17 protein-coding genes are annotated in these 14,833 nt (G+C 70.5%); 13 read left to right on the top strand and 4 right to left on the bottom strand.

Features of this window, described 5'->3' with window-relative positions; genetic code table 11:
• Positions 1-35: 35 nt before the first annotated feature.
• Positions 36-809, top strand: a complete 774-nt coding sequence (locus CFN78_RS05975; RefSeq protein WP_094861606.1) for an enoyl-CoA hydratase-related protein — start codon at positions 36-38, stop codon at positions 807-809.
• Positions 810-867: 58 nt separating this feature from the next.
• Here CFN78_RS05975 and CFN78_RS05980 read toward each other — a convergent pair whose 3' ends face one another.
• Together CFN78_RS05980 and CFN78_RS05985 are read right to left on the bottom strand one after the other, a co-directional pair.
• Positions 868-1,806, bottom strand: coding sequence for a hypothetical protein (locus tag CFN78_RS05980; RefSeq protein WP_094861607.1), 939 nt, complete (start codon positions 1,804-1,806; stop codon positions 868-870).
• Between the two features lie 130 nt (positions 1,807-1,936).
• A complete protein-coding gene (locus tag CFN78_RS05985) occupies positions 1,937-2,470 on the bottom strand; it encodes an NUDIX domain-containing protein (RefSeq protein WP_420807860.1) in 534 nt (177 codons plus the stop codon).
• A gap of 65 nt (positions 2,471-2,535) precedes the next feature.
• Between CFN78_RS05985 and nucS the strand changes: the two genes are divergently transcribed.
• From nucS to CFN78_RS06035, 10 genes are all read left to right on the top strand, one after another.
• A complete protein-coding gene (nucS, locus tag CFN78_RS05990; RefSeq protein ID WP_165777464.1) occupies positions 2,536-3,195 on the top strand; it encodes an endonuclease NucS in 660 nt (219 codons plus the stop codon).
• Between the two features lie 117 nt (positions 3,196-3,312).
• Entirely contained in the window at positions 3,313-3,552 is a 240-nt protein-coding gene (locus tag CFN78_RS05995) for a hypothetical protein (protein ID WP_133116289.1), read from the top strand.
• A gap of 404 nt (positions 3,553-3,956) precedes the next feature.
• Entirely contained in the window at positions 3,957-5,657 is a 1,701-nt protein-coding gene (locus tag CFN78_RS06000; protein WP_094861925.1) for a sodium:solute symporter family protein, read from the top strand.
• 18 nt (positions 5,658-5,675) lie between these two features.
• The gene (locus CFN78_RS06005; RefSeq protein WP_094861611.1) at positions 5,676-5,966 is read left to right on the top strand and encodes a hypothetical protein; all 291 of its coding nucleotides are present in this window, start codon (positions 5,676-5,678) and stop codon (positions 5,964-5,966) included.
• A 67-nt stretch (positions 5,967-6,033) separates the two neighbouring features.
• Complete coding sequence (locus CFN78_RS06010) at positions 6,034-7,047, top strand: DUF3558 domain-containing protein (RefSeq protein ID WP_165777465.1); 1,014 nt, start codon at positions 6,034-6,036, stop codon at positions 7,045-7,047.
• Between the two features lie 80 nt (positions 7,048-7,127).
• Positions 7,128-8,129: a dihydroxyacetone kinase subunit DhaK gene (gene dhaK / locus CFN78_RS06015; RefSeq protein WP_094861613.1), complete on the top strand. Its 1,002-nt coding sequence runs from the start codon at positions 7,128-7,130 to the stop codon at positions 8,127-8,129.
• Between the two features lies 1 nt (position 8,130).
• Positions 8,131-8,769: a dihydroxyacetone kinase subunit DhaL gene (gene dhaL / locus CFN78_RS06020; protein WP_094861614.1), complete on the top strand. Its 639-nt coding sequence runs from the start codon at positions 8,131-8,133 to the stop codon at positions 8,767-8,769.
• Positions 8,766-9,485, top strand: a complete 720-nt coding sequence (gene dhaM / locus CFN78_RS06025; RefSeq protein WP_094861615.1) for a dihydroxyacetone kinase phosphoryl donor subunit DhaM — start codon at positions 8,766-8,768, stop codon at positions 9,483-9,485. The genes dhaL and dhaM overlap by 4 nt, the downstream gene beginning before the upstream one ends.
• Before the next feature lie 95 nt (positions 9,486-9,580).
• Positions 9,581-10,600: a hypothetical protein gene (locus CFN78_RS06030; protein WP_133116290.1), complete on the top strand. Its 1,020-nt coding sequence runs from the start codon at positions 9,581-9,583 to the stop codon at positions 10,598-10,600.
• 89 nt (positions 10,601-10,689) lie between these two features.
• Positions 10,690-12,471 carry a 3-hydroxyacyl-CoA dehydrogenase family protein gene (locus tag CFN78_RS06035; protein WP_094861617.1) on the top strand — a complete coding sequence of 594 codons (1,782 nt, stop codon included), beginning with the start codon at positions 10,690-10,692 and terminating at the stop codon, positions 12,469-12,471.
• Between the two features lie 9 nt (positions 12,472-12,480).
• Here the strand turns inward: CFN78_RS06035 and CFN78_RS06040 are convergent, their stop codons facing one another.
• A complete protein-coding gene (locus CFN78_RS06040; protein ID WP_094861618.1) occupies positions 12,481-12,693 on the bottom strand; it encodes an FmdB family zinc ribbon protein in 213 nt (70 codons plus the stop codon).
• Between the two features lie 46 nt (positions 12,694-12,739).
• Here CFN78_RS06040 and CFN78_RS06045 point away from each other — a divergent pair, with 46 nt between their 5' ends.
• Positions 12,740-13,873 (top strand): alkaline phosphatase family protein, encoded by a 1,134-nt coding sequence (locus CFN78_RS06045; protein WP_094861926.1) that lies wholly within the window; start codon positions 12,740-12,742, stop codon positions 13,871-13,873.
• 27 nt (positions 13,874-13,900) lie between these two features.
• Positions 13,901-14,197 carry a hypothetical protein gene (locus CFN78_RS06050; protein WP_094861619.1) on the top strand — a complete coding sequence of 99 codons (297 nt, stop codon included), beginning with the start codon at positions 13,901-13,903 and terminating at the stop codon, positions 14,195-14,197.
• Positions 14,198-14,275: 78 nt separating this feature from the next.
• Here the strand turns inward: CFN78_RS06050 and CFN78_RS06055 are convergent, their stop codons facing one another.
• Positions 14,276-14,803, bottom strand: a complete 528-nt coding sequence (locus tag CFN78_RS06055) for a GNAT family N-acetyltransferase (RefSeq protein WP_240519300.1) — start codon at positions 14,801-14,803, stop codon at positions 14,276-14,278.
• Between the last annotated feature and the right edge of the window lie 30 nt (positions 14,804-14,833).

The raw sequence follows: 14,833 nt of genomic DNA on the forward strand, positions 1-14,833 counted from the left end.
TGTCCCGGGCCCGATCGCGGGGTTAGCGTGGAGGGATGGGCGAGTACCAGCACATCCTCAGCAAGACCGACGGTGCCACGGTCACCATCACGATGAACCGGGCACAACGGCGCAACTCGCTGTCCGCCGAACACCTGACCGAGCTGCTCGCCGCGTTCGAGCACGCGGCGAGCGGCGAGGCCACCGGAATCGTGCTCGGTGGCGCGGGACCGGTGTTCTCCGCGGGCCACGACTTCGCCGACGTCGCCTCCCGGGACACCGCCGGAGTCCGCGCGCTGCTGCGTCTGTGCACCGAACTGATGCGCACGATGGAGTCCGTGCCGCAGGTCGTGGTGGCCAGGGTGCACGGGCTGGCCACGGCGGCCGGCTGCCAGCTCGTCGCGAGCTGCGACCTGGCCGTCGCCGCCGAGTCGGCCGGATTCGCGCTTCCCGGCGGCAAGGGCGGCTGGTTCTGCCACACGCCCGCCGTCCCGGTCGCGCGGTCCGTCGGGCGCAAGCGGCTGATGGAGCTCGCGCTCACCGGGGACACCATCGACGCCACGACGGCGCTCGACTGGGGCCTGGTGAACCGGGTGGTCCCCGACGCCGGACTCGACGAGGCGGTCGCCGACCTGCTCGCCCGCGCCACCCGGGGCAGCCGGGCGAGCAAGGCACTCGGCAAACAGGCCCTCTACGCCCAGCTCGACCGCCCCGAGGCGGACGCCTACGCGATCGCCGTCGAGACGATGACCGCCGCCGCCCAGCTACCCGGAGCGAAGGAGGGAATGGCGGCGTTCCTGGAGAAGCGTCCTCCTGAATGGCCGGACTGAGCACGTTCCCGCCGCCCGGAGTGATGATTCCGGACGACGGGACCGAGCGCTGCCACGGTCAGAAGATCGGATTCTCCTGTGCCCATTCGTAGCCCAGCGAATGACGCCCGGAGAACGCGACGGCACCGTTCTCGCCCACGTTCAGGAATGCGACGAGTTCGCCGGTGGCGGCGATCCGGGACACCAGATCCTTCTTTCCGTCAGAATCGACGTCCTTGGTCAGGGTGGTGTCCGCCTGCTCCCAGCCGTCACTGATCCGGACGATGTTGGTCGACGCCTCCGCCCCGGCCGGGGTGGGCATCATCAGGAAGCCGTACAGCACGCTGCCGGAGCGGGCGACGAAATCGGTGACCTCGTCGCCGTTCAGGTCCGCCGAAGCGAACTGGTCGTAACCGCGGAAGTCCCGGCCCAGTAGCTGTTTCTCGCCGATGGTCAGCGATCCGTCCCGGTTGAGTGTGCTGGGGAAGGCGTACAGGTGGCCGTCCGCGGAATCCCTTCCCACGATGCTGGGGCCGTTGCGGCCGACGAACGAGCCGGTGAACTTCTCCTCGAAACTGTCCCAGCCGGCCCCGCCGACCCGGGTGGGGTCCGGCGCCAGTGTGGACAGTGGATCGTCCGGATTCCACACGCGGGAATGCTGGTGCAGCGCGATGAATCCGTCGTTCTCGACGAGGATGTCGCCGCCGGGCCAGCCGGTGTTCACCGAGGCGAGCCAGTCGGCTTCGGCCCAGTCCTCGTCGATCGTGATCGTTCCGGTGTAGGTGGCACCCGGATCCGCCGGGTCGAAGGTGCCCGAATGCGGGTGGAACACCAGGCGCCCGTCGGCGGTCCTGGCCGGGATGTCCTCGTGACCGTCGATGGTGAAGTCGGAGCCGGAGGTCGGATCCTGTGCGTGCGCGGCGGTGCTCGTGGCGCACAGCAGAAGCGCGGCGCCGGTGGCGGCGGCGAGGGCGCGACCCGGTCGTCTCCACCGGGAGAAGGGCCTGGTTCTGGACATGGCTCACCCCTGAAATGTCGGCAATGCGAACAGAATGGAACGAACGCGCCGCCGCGATCCCCTCAGTGGCGTAAGTCCGCGTTCACCGGATATACGCCGGGGAATGCCATCGGGTTGCCGCCGAATTCGCTCAACCGCGCCGTTCACGCAACAGGAGTAATGCGTATGCCGCGATCGACTGGGAGTCGGTGATCTCTCCGTCGGCGATCATCCGCTCGAATTCCACTCGCTCGAACTCCGCCGCCCGCATGTCCTGTTCCTCGTGTTCGCGGCGCACCTCACCCCGTTCCAGTGCCGTCGCGAGGAACACCCGCCCACGCTGGCTGGACATGCCGGGAGCGAGGTCCAGGCCGCCGATGTCGGTCATCTCCCCGGCCAGCAGCCCGGTCTCCTCCCGCAGTTCCCGGGCCGCCAGTTCGGCGGCCGGCATCTCCGCGAGATCGGGTGCCGTGCCCTGCGGGAACTCCCAGCGTCGGGCGCCCACCGGATAGCGGTACTGCTCGACCAGGTGCAGCCGGTCGCCGTCGAGCGGCACGATGAGGGCGTAGGTCGGTTTGTCGACGACGCCGTAGATGCCCGCGGAGCCGTCCTTCCTGCGGATGCCGTCCTCCCGCACGGTCATCCACGGGTTTCGGTAGACCTCACGGGAGTCGATGCGCTCAATGGATTCCACCCGTCGATTCCACCACCCCGCGATGCGCCTCGCGCGGCGTCGCCTACCCTCGCCGGGTGCGCCTAGTGATCGCTCGATGCCAGGTCGACTACGCCGGTCGACTGACCGCCCACCTGCCGATGGCCACCCGTCTGCTGCTGATCAAGTCGGACGGGTCGGTGTCGGTCCACTCCGACGACCGGGCGTACAAGCCGCTGAACTGGATGAGCCCGCCGTGCTGGCTCATCGAGGACGGCAAGATCTGGACCGTGCAGAACAAGGCCGGCGAGAAACTGGTCATCAGCATCGACGAGATCCACGACGACATCTCGCACGAACTCGGCGCCGAGCCGGGACTGGTGAAGGACGGCGTCGAGGCGCATCTGCAGGAGCTGCTCGCCGAGCACATCTCCACCCTCGGCGACGGGTACTCGCTGGTGCGCCGGGAGTTCCCGACGGCGATCGGTCCCGTCGACATCATGGCCCGCGACCAGGGCGGTGCGTCCGTCGCGGTGGAGATCAAGCGGCGCGGGGAGATCGACGGCGTCGAGCAGCTCACCCGGTACCTCGAACTGCTCAACCGTGATCCGCTGCTCGCCCCCGTCCGTGGCGTCTTCGCCGCGCAGCAGATCAAACCGCAGGCTCGCACCCTCGCCGAGGACCGCGGCATCCGCTGCCTGACCCTGGACTACGACGCGCTGCGCGGCATCGAGTCCGACGAGTTCCGCCTCTTCTGAGTCCCCGTACCGATTTCACCGTTCTGCCAGCCGGGATTCAGACCCGGCTGGTCCACTCGGTGGCACGCGGCCGTAGCCGGTGCTCCGGTGCGGCGGACCGGAGTGAAGGGAACGATCATGAAGCAGGCACTGCGCGCGTCCGTCCTCGGATTCGTCACGCTGGCGACGCTGGCCGTCGGCGGAGTCACCACCGCCGGCGCGGCGGGCTGGACCGTGCACGGCACGTACGGGACACCGGAGAACTGCCGGGCGGATGGGATCCTCGGACAGAACCAGAACCGCTGGACCGGCTTCTCCTGCGTCGACGTCCCGTTCCAGAACTCGATCATCTGGGAGCTCCGGGTCTTCATCCCGTAACCCTCCACCCCGAGCCACCCCCGGGCCGGGGGCTCCACCACAGCGATATGTCGACGTACTGCGCTTCTCGTGAGCGCGATACGTCGACATATTGCTGTCCGCACGGGCCCTGCCGGGCGGTGACTGCCCCGGGCGCCAGGAAGAGCCGTCCGAACGGGTAATGGCACACGCCGAACGGCGGTGTCCCGGACTGAATCGTTATCGCTAGCTTCTACGCTGCCGTGGGGCACGGACCCGTAACCGGCCCGTGACCATTGGTTACTCCTGTTGGACGCATGTCTGATGACAGCCAGGACAAGAGATGGCCAGGCGGATTCACGGGGACGAAATCATGCAGTAATGTGCCCGATCAGCTCAATCATGGTGGTTCTTGTTCGATGATGTTGACTCCGGAGGTGGGTCGGGTGCACGTCCTAGCGGAGGCGAACCTTCGCCTAGACGCTAACGCGGTCGACTACGTGTTGCTCGCGTTCTATTTCCTGCTGGTACTCGGCATCGGCTATCTGGCCCGCCGACAGGTCTCCAGCAGCCTCGACTTCTTCCTGTCCGGCCGATCGCTGCCGGCGTGGGTGACGGGCCTTGCCTTCATCTCCGCCAACCTCGGCGCGATCGAGGTCATGGGAATGTCGGCGAACGGCGCGCAGTACGGGTTGCCGACAGCGCATTATTTCTGGATCGGCGCGGTGCCGGCGATGCTGTTCCTCGGCATCGTGATGATGCCGTTCTACTACGGCTCGAAGGTCCGCAGCGTTCCCGAGTTCATGTTGCGACGCTTCGGGAAACCGGCGCATCTGGTCAACGGCATCAGTTTCGCCGCGGCCCAGATCCTGATCGCGGGCGCGAACCTGTTCCTGCTCGCGACCGTGGTGAACGTGCTTCTCGGGTGGCCCATCTGGGTCTCGATCGTTCTCGCGGCGGTGATCGTGCTGTCGTACACCGCCCTCGGTGGACTGTCGGCGGCGATCTACAACGAGGTGCTGCAGTTCTTCGTCATCCTCGCCGCGCTGATCCCGCTCACCGTGGTCGGCCTGTACAAGGTCGGTGGCTGGGAGGGCCTGGTCGAGAAGGTCACGGCCAGCCCCGGCGGGGCCGAGCAGCTCGACTCCTGGCCGGGAACCGAACTGACCGGGTTCGCCGACAACTTCCTGTCGGTTCTGGGCCTGGTGTTCGGTCTGGGCTTCGTGCTGTCGTTCGGTTACTGGACGACGAACTTCGTCGAGGTCCAGCGCGCGATGGCTTCGAAGAGCATGTCCGCGGCGCGGCGCACGCCGATCATCGGCGCGTTCCCGAAGATCTTCATCCCCTTCATCGTGATCATCCCCGGCATGATCGCCGCGGTCACGGTCACCGAGCTGATGGGCGAGAACAAGGCGGCGTTGCTCGCGGGCGACGACGCGGCCAGCGGCGCCACCTTCAACAACGCGCTGCTGTACCTGATGCGTGACCTGCTGCCGAACGGCATGCTCGGCATCGCGATCGCCGGTCTGCTGGCCTCGTTCATGGCCGGTATGGCGGCGAACCTGAGCTCGTTCAACACGGTCTTCACCTACGACATCTGGCAGTCGTACATCAAGAAGGGCCGCGAGGACGCCTACTACCTGCGCTTCGGCCGCACCATCACCGCGGTCGGCACGGTACTGGCGATCGGCACGGCGTTCATCGCGTCGACGTACTCGAACCTGATGGACTACCTGCAGCAGCTCTTCTCGTTCTTCAACGCTCCACTGTTCGCCACCTTCATCCTCGGTATGTTCTGGAAGCGGATGACGGCGACGGCCGGTTGGGTCGGTCTCGTCTCGGGTACCTTCTCCGCGATCGGCGTCTTCATCCTGGCCGAGACCGGAGTATGGGACCTGCCGGGCCAGGGTGCGAGCTTCGTCGGTGCCGGTGCCGCCTTCGTGGTCGACATCGTGGTCAGCGTCGTGGTCACCTACATGACTCAGCCGAAGCCGGAGGCGCAACTCGCCGGCCTGGTGTACTCGCTGACCCCGAAGGACAGCCTGAAGCACTCCACCACCGGTGACGACGCGGGCTGGTACCGCAAGCCGGGGTTGCTGGCCGGGATCGCACTGGCCATCACCATCATCCTGAACTTCATCTTCTGATCGGGGAGGTAGCAGACAATGAGCACGCAATCGTCATCGCGCGGTGCGGCCGCCTTCGACGTCCGCCTCATCATCGCGCTGCTGGTCGGCGTGTACGGGCTGGTCATCACGGTGATGGGGATCGGCTTCACCAGCCAGGACGACCTGGACAAGGCCGACGGAATGAACATCAACCTGTACGCGGGCATCGCCATGCTCGTCTTCGCAGGGCTGTTCGTCCTGTGGGCCAAGGTCCGGCCGCTGCAACTGGAGATGACGCCCGAGCAGCAGCAGGAGTCGGCGACCGAGGAGCCCAACCAGGCGCCGTAAGGAGAACCGGGTACCGATAGTCAGGTACCGCGTACGCACCCGGAAGCGGGCGGCTAACGTGCACGACGTGTCGAATCGTGCTCGGGCCGCCCGCTTCCGTCGTGTCACGGGAGCCGCGCTGGCCGGCCTCGCGCTACTGGGAACGCTCGCCGGCTGTGCCGGGGAGGACCTGACCAAGGCGAACTTCCAGCGCACCACCGTTCCGCCCGATCCGGGCAGCGGGGGCAGCGGACCGGTGCCCTCGGGGCCGATCACCGACGAGGCCGTGACCGCGGACCGGCTGCGCACCGTGGACCCGTGCCCGTTGCTCTCCGACGAGGCGGTCGGCAGCCTCGGCACCCCCGACGAGCGCAAGCCCAGTGGCTTCGGCCGCTGCTCCACCACGATCCGCGACGCGGGCGGCAAGACGCTCGACGTGACGATCGAGGTCGGGCAGTACCTGCTGGGCACGGCCGACGACGCCAACGGCAGCGTCGAGGGACTGCCGCAGATCGAGAAGAAGCAGGACGAGAGCACCTGCTACGTCACGGCGCTGACGTCCAAGGACCCGGCCTTGGGCGTACAGATCGCGGTCGACTACAGCGGCGCGGGCGAGCCGTGCAGGCCGGGACGCACCGTGCTGCAGCAGGTCGTCAAGGATCTGCGGGACGGGCCGGCGCAGATCCCCGCCGCGCAGGGTTCACTCGTTCCCGTCGATCCGTGCACCGCCGTCGACGACGAGGTGATCGCCGGACTGGTGCCCCCCGAGGTGGAGCAGCAGCCGACCAGCCTGCGCGGCTGTCAGTGGCGGTCGCGGGGCACCAGCGTGGCGGTGGACTTCCGCACCGGCTATCCGCCAAGGCCGGGTGACGACGGGCAGCCCGTCGATCTCGGCAACGGCATCTCCGGCCTGTCCGAGCAGCTCGGTGACTCGAACGAATGCAAGATCACCTGGCTGCACCGGACGGCCGGCGAGGAAGGCGAGGACGAACTCGTCAACGTCAGCTGGTCCAACTACAACGGCGAAGCCACGGCGGACGATCCGTGCGCGAAGGTACTGACGGCGGCGCAGGCCGCGGCGGGCACGCTGCCAAGGCCGTAGCGGTTCCGGCTCTGGCGGCGGCGCTCCCGCGGCGGTAGGAATGTCGCAGACGCGTTCCGTCGCCGTGGGAAGGACCGTCCATGAAGAAGATCATCAACGACCCGTCGACCGTGGTCGCCCAGTCGCTTCGAGGTCTCGCGCTCGCGCACGGCGACCTGTTGCGGGTCGAACAGGACCCGGCGGTGGTGGTGCGGGCCGATGCCCCGGTCGCGGACAGCGTCGCCGTGATCTCCGGCGGCGGTTCGGGGCACGAGCCACTGCACGGCGGTTTCGTCGGGCCCGGCATGCTGCACGCCGCCGTCCCCGGAGCCGTCTTCACCTCGCCGACCCCGGACGCGGTACAGGCCGCCGTCGCCGCCACCACCGGAGATGCCGGGGCGCTGCTGATCGTCAAGAACTACACCGGTGACGTGCTGAACTTCGAGACCGCCGCCGAACTCGCCGCCGCGGACGGCAAGGACGTCCGTAGCGTGGTGATCGACGACGACGTGGCCGTGGCCGATTCGACGTTCACCGCGGGCCGCCGGGGCGTCGGCGGCACCGTGCTGCTGGAGAAGATCACCGGTGCCGCCGCCGAGCGGGGCGACTCGCTGGATGCGGTGGAAGCCTTGGCGCGCAAGGTGATCGGCCAGGTGCGGTCGATCGGTGTCGCGTTGACCTCGCCGACCGTGCCGCACGCCGGGCAGCCGAGCTTCGACCTCGGCGACGGCGAGGTCGAGTTCGGCATCGGTATCCACGGCGAGCCGGGCCGGGAGCGCATTCCCGCCGAACCCGCCGACGCGCTGGTGGAACGCCTCCTCGCGGCGGTGGTCGAGGACCTGCCCTACGCCGAAGGGGACGAGGTGCTGCTGTTCACCAACTCCATGGGCGGCACCCCGTTGCTGGAGCTGTACCTGGCGCACGGCATCGCCGAACGGCTGCTCGCCGAGCGCGGGATCACCGTGCGGCGCAGGCTGGTCGGCCCGTACGTCACGAGTCTGGAGATGCAGGGAATGAGTGTCACCTTGCTCAGGCTCGACGAGGAGCTGACCGAACTCTGGGACGCGCCGGTGCGGACCGCCGCGCTGCGCTGGGGCCGCTGAGATGACATGTGGCGCAACAGAGGTCGCCGCCGCGCTGCGGGCGGCCGCCGAGGCGGTGACCGAGCACCGGGACGAGCTGGTTGAACTCGACCGGGTCATCGGCGACGCCGACCACGGCGAGAACCTGGAACGCGGATTCGCCGCCATCGTGTCCGCATTGGACACCACAGGCATCGCGGCGACGCCGGGCGCGGTGCTCAAGCTGGCGGCGACCACGTTGATCTCGAAGGTCGGTGGTGCGGCGGGACCGTTGTACGGCACGGCTTTCCTGCGCGCGGCGACGGCGCTGGGCGACCACGCGGAGCTCGACGCCGCCGGTACGGCCGAGGCGCTGCGGGCCGCGCTCGACGGCGTCCGCGCGCGGGGCAAGGCCGAGACGGGGGACGCGACGATGGTCGACGCGCTCGCCCCCGCGGTCACCGCGGCCGAGGACCTCGCCCGGCAGGCGTCCGGCACGGCGGGCGTCCGGCAGGTGCTGCTGGCCGCGGCGGATGCCGCCGACGCCGGGGCGGACTCCACCGCCCCGCTGGTGCCGCGCAAGGGCCGCGCGTCCTATCTCGGTGAACGCGCCGTCGGTCATGTCGATCCGGGCGCGCGTTCGACCGCCCTGCTGTTGCGGGCGCTGGCGGGCCGGGCATGAGCCGGGTCGGGCTGGTACTGGTCTCGCACAGCGCGAAGCTGGCCGAGGGGCTCGTCGAACTCGCCGCGCAGATGGCACCGGACGTCGCCGTGATCGCCGCGGGCGGGCTGCCCGGCGGCGGCCTCGGCACCGACTACGACGAGGTCCTCGCCGCCACCGAACACGCCGATTCCGGTGCGGGCGTGGTGCTGCTCTACGACCTCGGCAGCGCGCAGTTGACCGCGGAGCTGGCCGCGGAGTCCGCCGCGCGGCCGGAGTCGGTCACGGTCGCCGACGCCCCGCTGGTGGAGGGCGCGGTGGCCGCCGCGGTCGAGGCGCAGGGCGGAGGTGACCGCACCGCCGTCGCCGGTGCGGCCGCGGCGGCGGGAGCGCCGCCGGATCTCGGGCCCGCGGCACGGATCCCGGACGGCGGGCAGGCCGTCGAGCTGACCCTGCGCAACGAGATCGGCCTGCACGCGCGGCCCGCCGCCCAGCTCGCCAGGGCGGTCGCGGAGTTCGACGCCGAGGTGCGCGTGCGGCTCGGTGACACCGAGACCGACGCGCGCAGCGTCCTCGGCCTGATGTCGCTCGGGGCCCGCCACGGCGACCGGATCGAGGTCACCGCCACCGGCAGCGCGGCGGCGGAGGCCCTGCGCAGGGTGGAGGACCTGGTGCGCGAGGACTTCGGCGAGCCGGGCGACGGTCCGTCCGTTGTGGATTCCCCGGCCACGACGTAGCGACGTCCTGGTAACGCTGTCCGCACTCAGTCACCCGATCGCGGGAGCCGCCCGTAGGATCCGTCCGGACAGCCGAAGAGAGCGAGGACCAGCCGGTGCGGGCACGGGAAATGTGGCGGGGTTCGTCCCGCGGGGGACGGGTGGTCCGGTTCGCCGTACTGCTGCCGTTGCTGCTCGCGGGCTGTGGTGGCGCGGTCGCGGGCACGGCGGTGCCGGACGCCTCGGTGGCCGCCCCGCTCACCAGGGCGGTCTTCGGTGACCTGCGCTCCATCGATCCCTGCGGCATGACCGCCCCGGACACGTTCGCCGGGATCGGTCCCGCGCGCACGCTGGCCCGTACCTCGATGGACGACTGCACCTTCGCCGTCACCGTGCAGGGGCAGAACGTGGAGATCCGGATCGGCCTGCTGCTGCCGGAGTCCGAGCTGGCCGAGGACGTGACCGACGTCCGCTCGCTGCCCGGCAACGTGCGGCTGGTGCAGAAGCCGGAGACGGACGAGGCCTGCGAGCGGTACCTGGTGCTCTCCGACGGACTCGCCGTCTCCGCGGTCGCCGATCCGCAGAACTCCAGTGTCTCGCTCGACCGGGCCCAGGTGTGCGGCGTCGCCGAGGCCGGGCTGACCGGGGTGCACCGGGCCGCCACGGCAGGCACGATCACGCACTGGGATCCCGCGCCGAACTCCTTCGTGCGCCTGTCGCCCTGCTCCCTGGTGCCCGGCGCGGAGCTCGCCCGGCGCACCGGGATCGCCGAGAAGGACACCACGCTGCTACCCGCCGAGCACCAGTGCCGCTGGGGCCCTGCCGGGTCCGAGCAGGCGAACGTGCAGCTCGACTTCTTCGTCGGCAAGGTCGTCAACGACACCACCGGCACCATCCCCGCCCCCGAGGACGTGGCGGGAAGGCCGACGATCGTGCTGCTCTCGCAGTCGGACTCGGTGAAGGTCTGCAACGCCTACACCGACAACATCCCTTACCAGCTCGGCATCGAGGACGAGATCGAGCGCGCCGCCGTGCGGGTACTGCTGCCCGGAAGCGACGAACGCGATCCGTGCGCGATCGCCAGGGACACCGCCGCCCTCGCCTGGCCCCGGCTGCCCGCCGCCGGGGGAAACTGATCCGGGCGGCACCCGTTCGAACCCTGCCACCGCGCGCCCGACGTGGCACGATCAGCTCGACTACCGGCGAGTAACGCTCGGAGGACGCTGTGGCCAGGGACATCAGGAACGTAGGCGTCGTCGGACTGGGCACCATGGGGGCGGGCATCGCGGAAGTGCTCGCCCGCAGCGGCCTGGCCGTCACCGCCGTGGAACTCGACGACGCGGGCGTCGAACGCGGGCGCGAACACCTACGCAACTCCACCGGCCGGGCCGTCGCCAAGGGCAAGCTCGGCGAGACCGAACGGGACGAACTGCTCGGCCGGATCAGTCTCGGCACCGACCTGGCCGCGCTCGCCGACGCCGACCTGGTGATCGAGGCGATCCCGGAGAGCCTGGAACTCAAGGCCGAGGTCTTCGCCCGTCTCGACGGGATCATCGGCCCGGAGACCATCCTCGCCTCGAACACCTCCTCGTTGTCGATCACCGAGATCGGCATGCACACCTCCCGCCCCGGCAAGGTCGTCGGGACGCACTTCTTCAACCCGGCGCCGGTGCTGCGGCTGATCGAGGTCGTGCGCACCGTGGTCACCGAACCGGACGTGGTCACCGACGTCGTCGAGTTCGCCGGACGGCTCGGCAAGACCCCCGTGGTGATGGGGGACCGGGCCGGGTTCATCGCCAACGCGCTGCTGTTCGGCTACCTCAACCACGCCGTGCGGATGTACGAGCAGCGTTACGCGACGCGGGAGGATCTCGACGCGGCGATGCGGTACGGCTGCGGCTACCCGATGGGGCCGCTCGCGCTGCTCGACCTGATCGGCCTGGACACCGCCTACGAAATCCTCGACACGATGTACCACCAGTCGCGCAACCGCCTGCACGCCCCGGCCCCGCTGCTCAAGCAGATGATCACCGCGGGTCTGCTCGGCCGGAAGTCCGGGCGCGGCTTCTACACCTACCAGGCACCGGACTCGCCCGAGGTCGTCACCGACGCCCTGTCCGCGGAGTCCACTGTGGACTCGTCCGCGGCCCGCCCGGTGCGGACGGTCGGCGTCGTCGGCACCGGCACCATGGCCACCGGGATCGTGGAGGTGCTCGCCAGGCGCGGCCTCGACATCGTCCTGCGGGCGCGCACCGCGGACAAGGCCGCCGCGGCGATCGCGAAGGTGCGGAAATCGCTCGACAAGGCCGTGGCGAAGGGAAAACTCGGCGAGGAGGACGCTGTCGCGACGCTGGGCCGGATCACCCCCGCCGTCGAGTTCGGGGAACTGGCCGGGGCGGACCTCGTCGTCGAGGCGGTCGCCGAGGACCTCGCCGTGAAGCAGGCCGTGTTCACCGCGCTGGACGAGGTACTCCGGCCCGGCGCGGTACTGGCCACCACGACCTCCTCGCTGCCGGTCATCGAGTGCGCCGCGGCCACCTCCCGGCCCGCCGACGTCGTCGGCATGCACTTCTTCAACCCCGCACCGGTGATGAAGCTCGTCGAGGTGGTCAGCACCATCGCCACCGCCCCGGAGGTCGCCGCCACCGTGCACGCGCTGTGCGACACGGCGGGCAAGCACCCGGTGCACTGCGGCGACCGCGCCGGATTCATCGTCAACGCGCTGCTGTTCCCGTACCTCAACGACGCGGTGAAGATGCTGGAGGGCCACTACGCGGAGGCCGAGGACATCGACACCGCGATGAAGGTCGGCTGCGGACTGCCGATGGGCCCGTTCGACCTGCTCGACGTGGTCGGCCTCGACGTGTCACTGGCCATCCAGCGCACCCTGTACAACGAGTTCCGCGAGGCCGGATTCGCCCCGGCCCCGCTGCTCGAGCACCTGGTCACCGCCGGACGGCTCGGTCGCAAGACCGGCAAGGGCTTCAAGGACCACACGCGCCGCTGACGGGTGGATTCAGCCGCAGCAGCCGCCACCGCAGCAGCCGCCGCCCGCGGCCGGAGCTGGGGCCGGCCCGCCGGCGGCGCCGGTCAGCGCCACCGTGGTCAGCAGTTTGACGGTGTCGGCGTGGCCGTCCGGGCACTCGGCCGCCTCACCCGACGCGCTCATCGGACGGACGAGCTCGAAGGTACTGGTGCATTCCCGGCAGCGGTACGCGTACGTCGGCATGCCGACGATTATGACCGCCGGTTGCGGTGATGAGAACCTGGCCCGCATGGACATCCCCGTGCCGGACGAGTCCGTGCCGCACCTCGCCCGTGTGGTGCCCTCCCTGCTGCGTGCCATCGGGACACCCGGGTTCACCGGCTCGCTGGGCCTGCGCGACGGTCTCGCGCGGGCGTGCGTGCTCCTGGTGGACGGGCTCGGCTGGGAACTGCTCGACCAGCACGCCGAGGACGCGCCCGTGCTGGCCGGCCTGGCCCGAACGCCGCTGCGGGCCGGATACCCGGCCACCACCGCGGCGGGTCTGGCCGCGCTCGGCACGGGCGCGGAGTCCGGCGAGCACGGCATGGTCGGGTACAGCTTCGAGGTGCCGGGCACGGGCGTGCTCAACGCCTTGAGCTGGTGCCACCACCCCGGCGGCCCGAGCCTGGCGGATGCCCTCGCGCCGGGCGAGGTCCAGCGGCTGCCGACCACCTTCGCCACCGCCGCGGACGCCGGGGTGGCCGTGTCGGTGGTCTCCGCGGCCGAGTTCGCCGGCACACCGTTGACCCGCGCGGTGCTGCACGGCGGCAGGTATGTCGGTGTGCACGCGCTGGGTGACCTCGCCGCGTCCGTGATCGCCGCGCTCGGTCCCGCGCCCGCGTTCTGCTACGCCTACCACAGCGAACTCGACAAGCTGGGCCACATCCACGGCCCGGGGACCCCGCCGTGGCGTATGCAGCTCCGCCAGGTGGACCGGCTGGTGGAATCCATTGTGGACGGTCTGCCGGCCGGGGCGGTGCTGGCCGTGGTCGCCGACCACGGCATGGTCGGGATCGACGGCACCGCCGTGGATCTGGACGCCGCCCCGGAACTCGCGGCCGGCGTGCGCGCGCTGGGCGGCGAGGTGCGTGCCCGTCATGTGTACACAATGGACGGTGCGACCGAGGACGTGCTGACGGCCTGGCGCGAGACGCTGGGCGACCGGGCCTGGGTGGTCCGCGGGGAGGAGGCCATCGGCGCGGGCTGGTTCGGCCGCGTCGCCGACCACGTCCGCCCCCGGATCGGTGACCTGGTGGCCGCCGCGCGCGGCCGGTCCGGCCTTCTCCGCCGCGCCGCCGAGCCGATGGAGTCCGGCCTGATCGGGCAGCACGGTTCCCATTCCACCGCCGAGCAGCTCGTTCCGCTCGCCCTCGCCTACGGCTGAGCGCGCACGTCTCGTTACCGTGGAGGCGTGCCCAGGAAGAACCGCCCTGACCCCGGCAGGCGTACCGGCCCCGCGCTCGGCGCCGCGACCGGCTGGGCGCGGGCGGAGTCCGGGCCGGACGGCGACTGGCTGGTGCGCAGCGTGCCCGGCGCGAGCGCGTCGAAGTTCTACCGCTGCCCCGGTTGCGACCACGAGATCCGGCCGGGGGTACCACACGTCGTGGCCTGGCCCGCCGACGAGACGGGTTCGGCCGAGGACCGCAGGCACTGGCACCGCGCGTGCTGGCAGGCCCGCGGCAGGCGCGGGCCGGTCCGGCGCCGTTAGCGCCCCTCCGGCCCGAGGCATCGTTCCGCCGTGCCGGAAACCTCGCGGACCGCGGAAACCTCGCGGACCACGGATCCGCTAGCCGGGCACGCCCGCGCCGGGCAGGCGGAACAGGATCTCGCGGACCCCGTCCTTGGTGCGCCTGCGGTGTTCCCGCAGGCCGAGCCGTTCGGTCACCCTGATCGAGGGCAGGTTGGTGTCCCGCACGACGGCCTGCACGGGCACCTCCGGCCACCGGGCCGCCGCCACCGCGAGCGCGGCGCGGCACACCTCCGTCGCGTAGCCGTGCCCCCAGGCCGACGGGCGGAACCGGTAGGCGAGATTGAGCACCCGCTCGCCCTCGTCCTCGACCGGATTGAGGCCGCCGACGCCCAGCAGCTCGCCGGAGGCCGCGCCGGTCACCGCCCAGTAACCGAGACCGCCGGCCGCCCAGCCCGCCAGCCAGCCGTCGAACCTGGCGTTCATCACGGCCTCGTCCGGCGGGTGCGGGTTGAACCGGTTCGTCGCCGGATCGACGTGCAGAGCCACGATCTCGTCCCGGTCGTCCTCCCGGAACGGCCGCAGCAGCAGACGTTCGGTACGGAACTCGGCGTGTCCAGTGCGCACGTCAGTGACGTTAGCCCGGCGGTGCAACAC

This window comes from Amycolatopsis antarctica (assembly GCF_002262875.1).
Classification (GTDB): Bacteria; Actinomycetota; Actinomycetes; order Mycobacteriales; family Pseudonocardiaceae; genus Amycolatopsis; species Amycolatopsis antarctica.

Excerpts from the sequence above, each read along its gene's own strand:
- CFN78_RS06045 (WP_094861926.1), top strand. The coding sequence starts at position 12,740 with ATGGACATCCCCGTGCCGGACGAGTCCGTGCCGCACCTCGCCCGTGTG.
- dhaK (WP_094861613.1), top strand. The coding sequence starts at position 7,128 with ATGAAGAAGATCATCAACGACCCGTCGACCGTGGTCGCCCAGTCGCTT.
- dhaM (WP_094861615.1), top strand. The coding sequence starts at position 8,766 with ATGAGCCGGGTCGGGCTGGTACTGGTCTCGCACAGCGCGAAGCTGGCC.
- dhaL (WP_094861614.1), top strand. The coding sequence starts at position 8,131 with ATGACATGTGGCGCAACAGAGGTCGCCGCCGCGCTGCGGGCGGCCGCC.
- CFN78_RS05995 (WP_133116289.1), top strand. The coding sequence starts at position 3,313 with ATGAAGCAGGCACTGCGCGCGTCCGTCCTCGGATTCGTCACGCTGGCG.
- CFN78_RS05975 (WP_094861606.1), top strand. The coding sequence starts at position 36 with ATGGGCGAGTACCAGCACATCCTCAGCAAGACCGACGGTGCCACGGTC.
- CFN78_RS06005 (WP_094861611.1), top strand. The coding sequence starts at position 5,676 with ATGAGCACGCAATCGTCATCGCGCGGTGCGGCCGCCTTCGACGTCCGC.
- CFN78_RS06040 (WP_094861618.1), bottom strand. The coding sequence starts at position 12,693 with ATGCCGACGTACGCGTACCGCTGCCGGGAATGCACCAGTACCTTCGAG.
- CFN78_RS05980 (WP_094861607.1), bottom strand. The coding sequence starts at position 1,806 with ATGTCCAGAACCAGGCCCTTCTCCCGGTGGAGACGACCGGGTCGCGCC.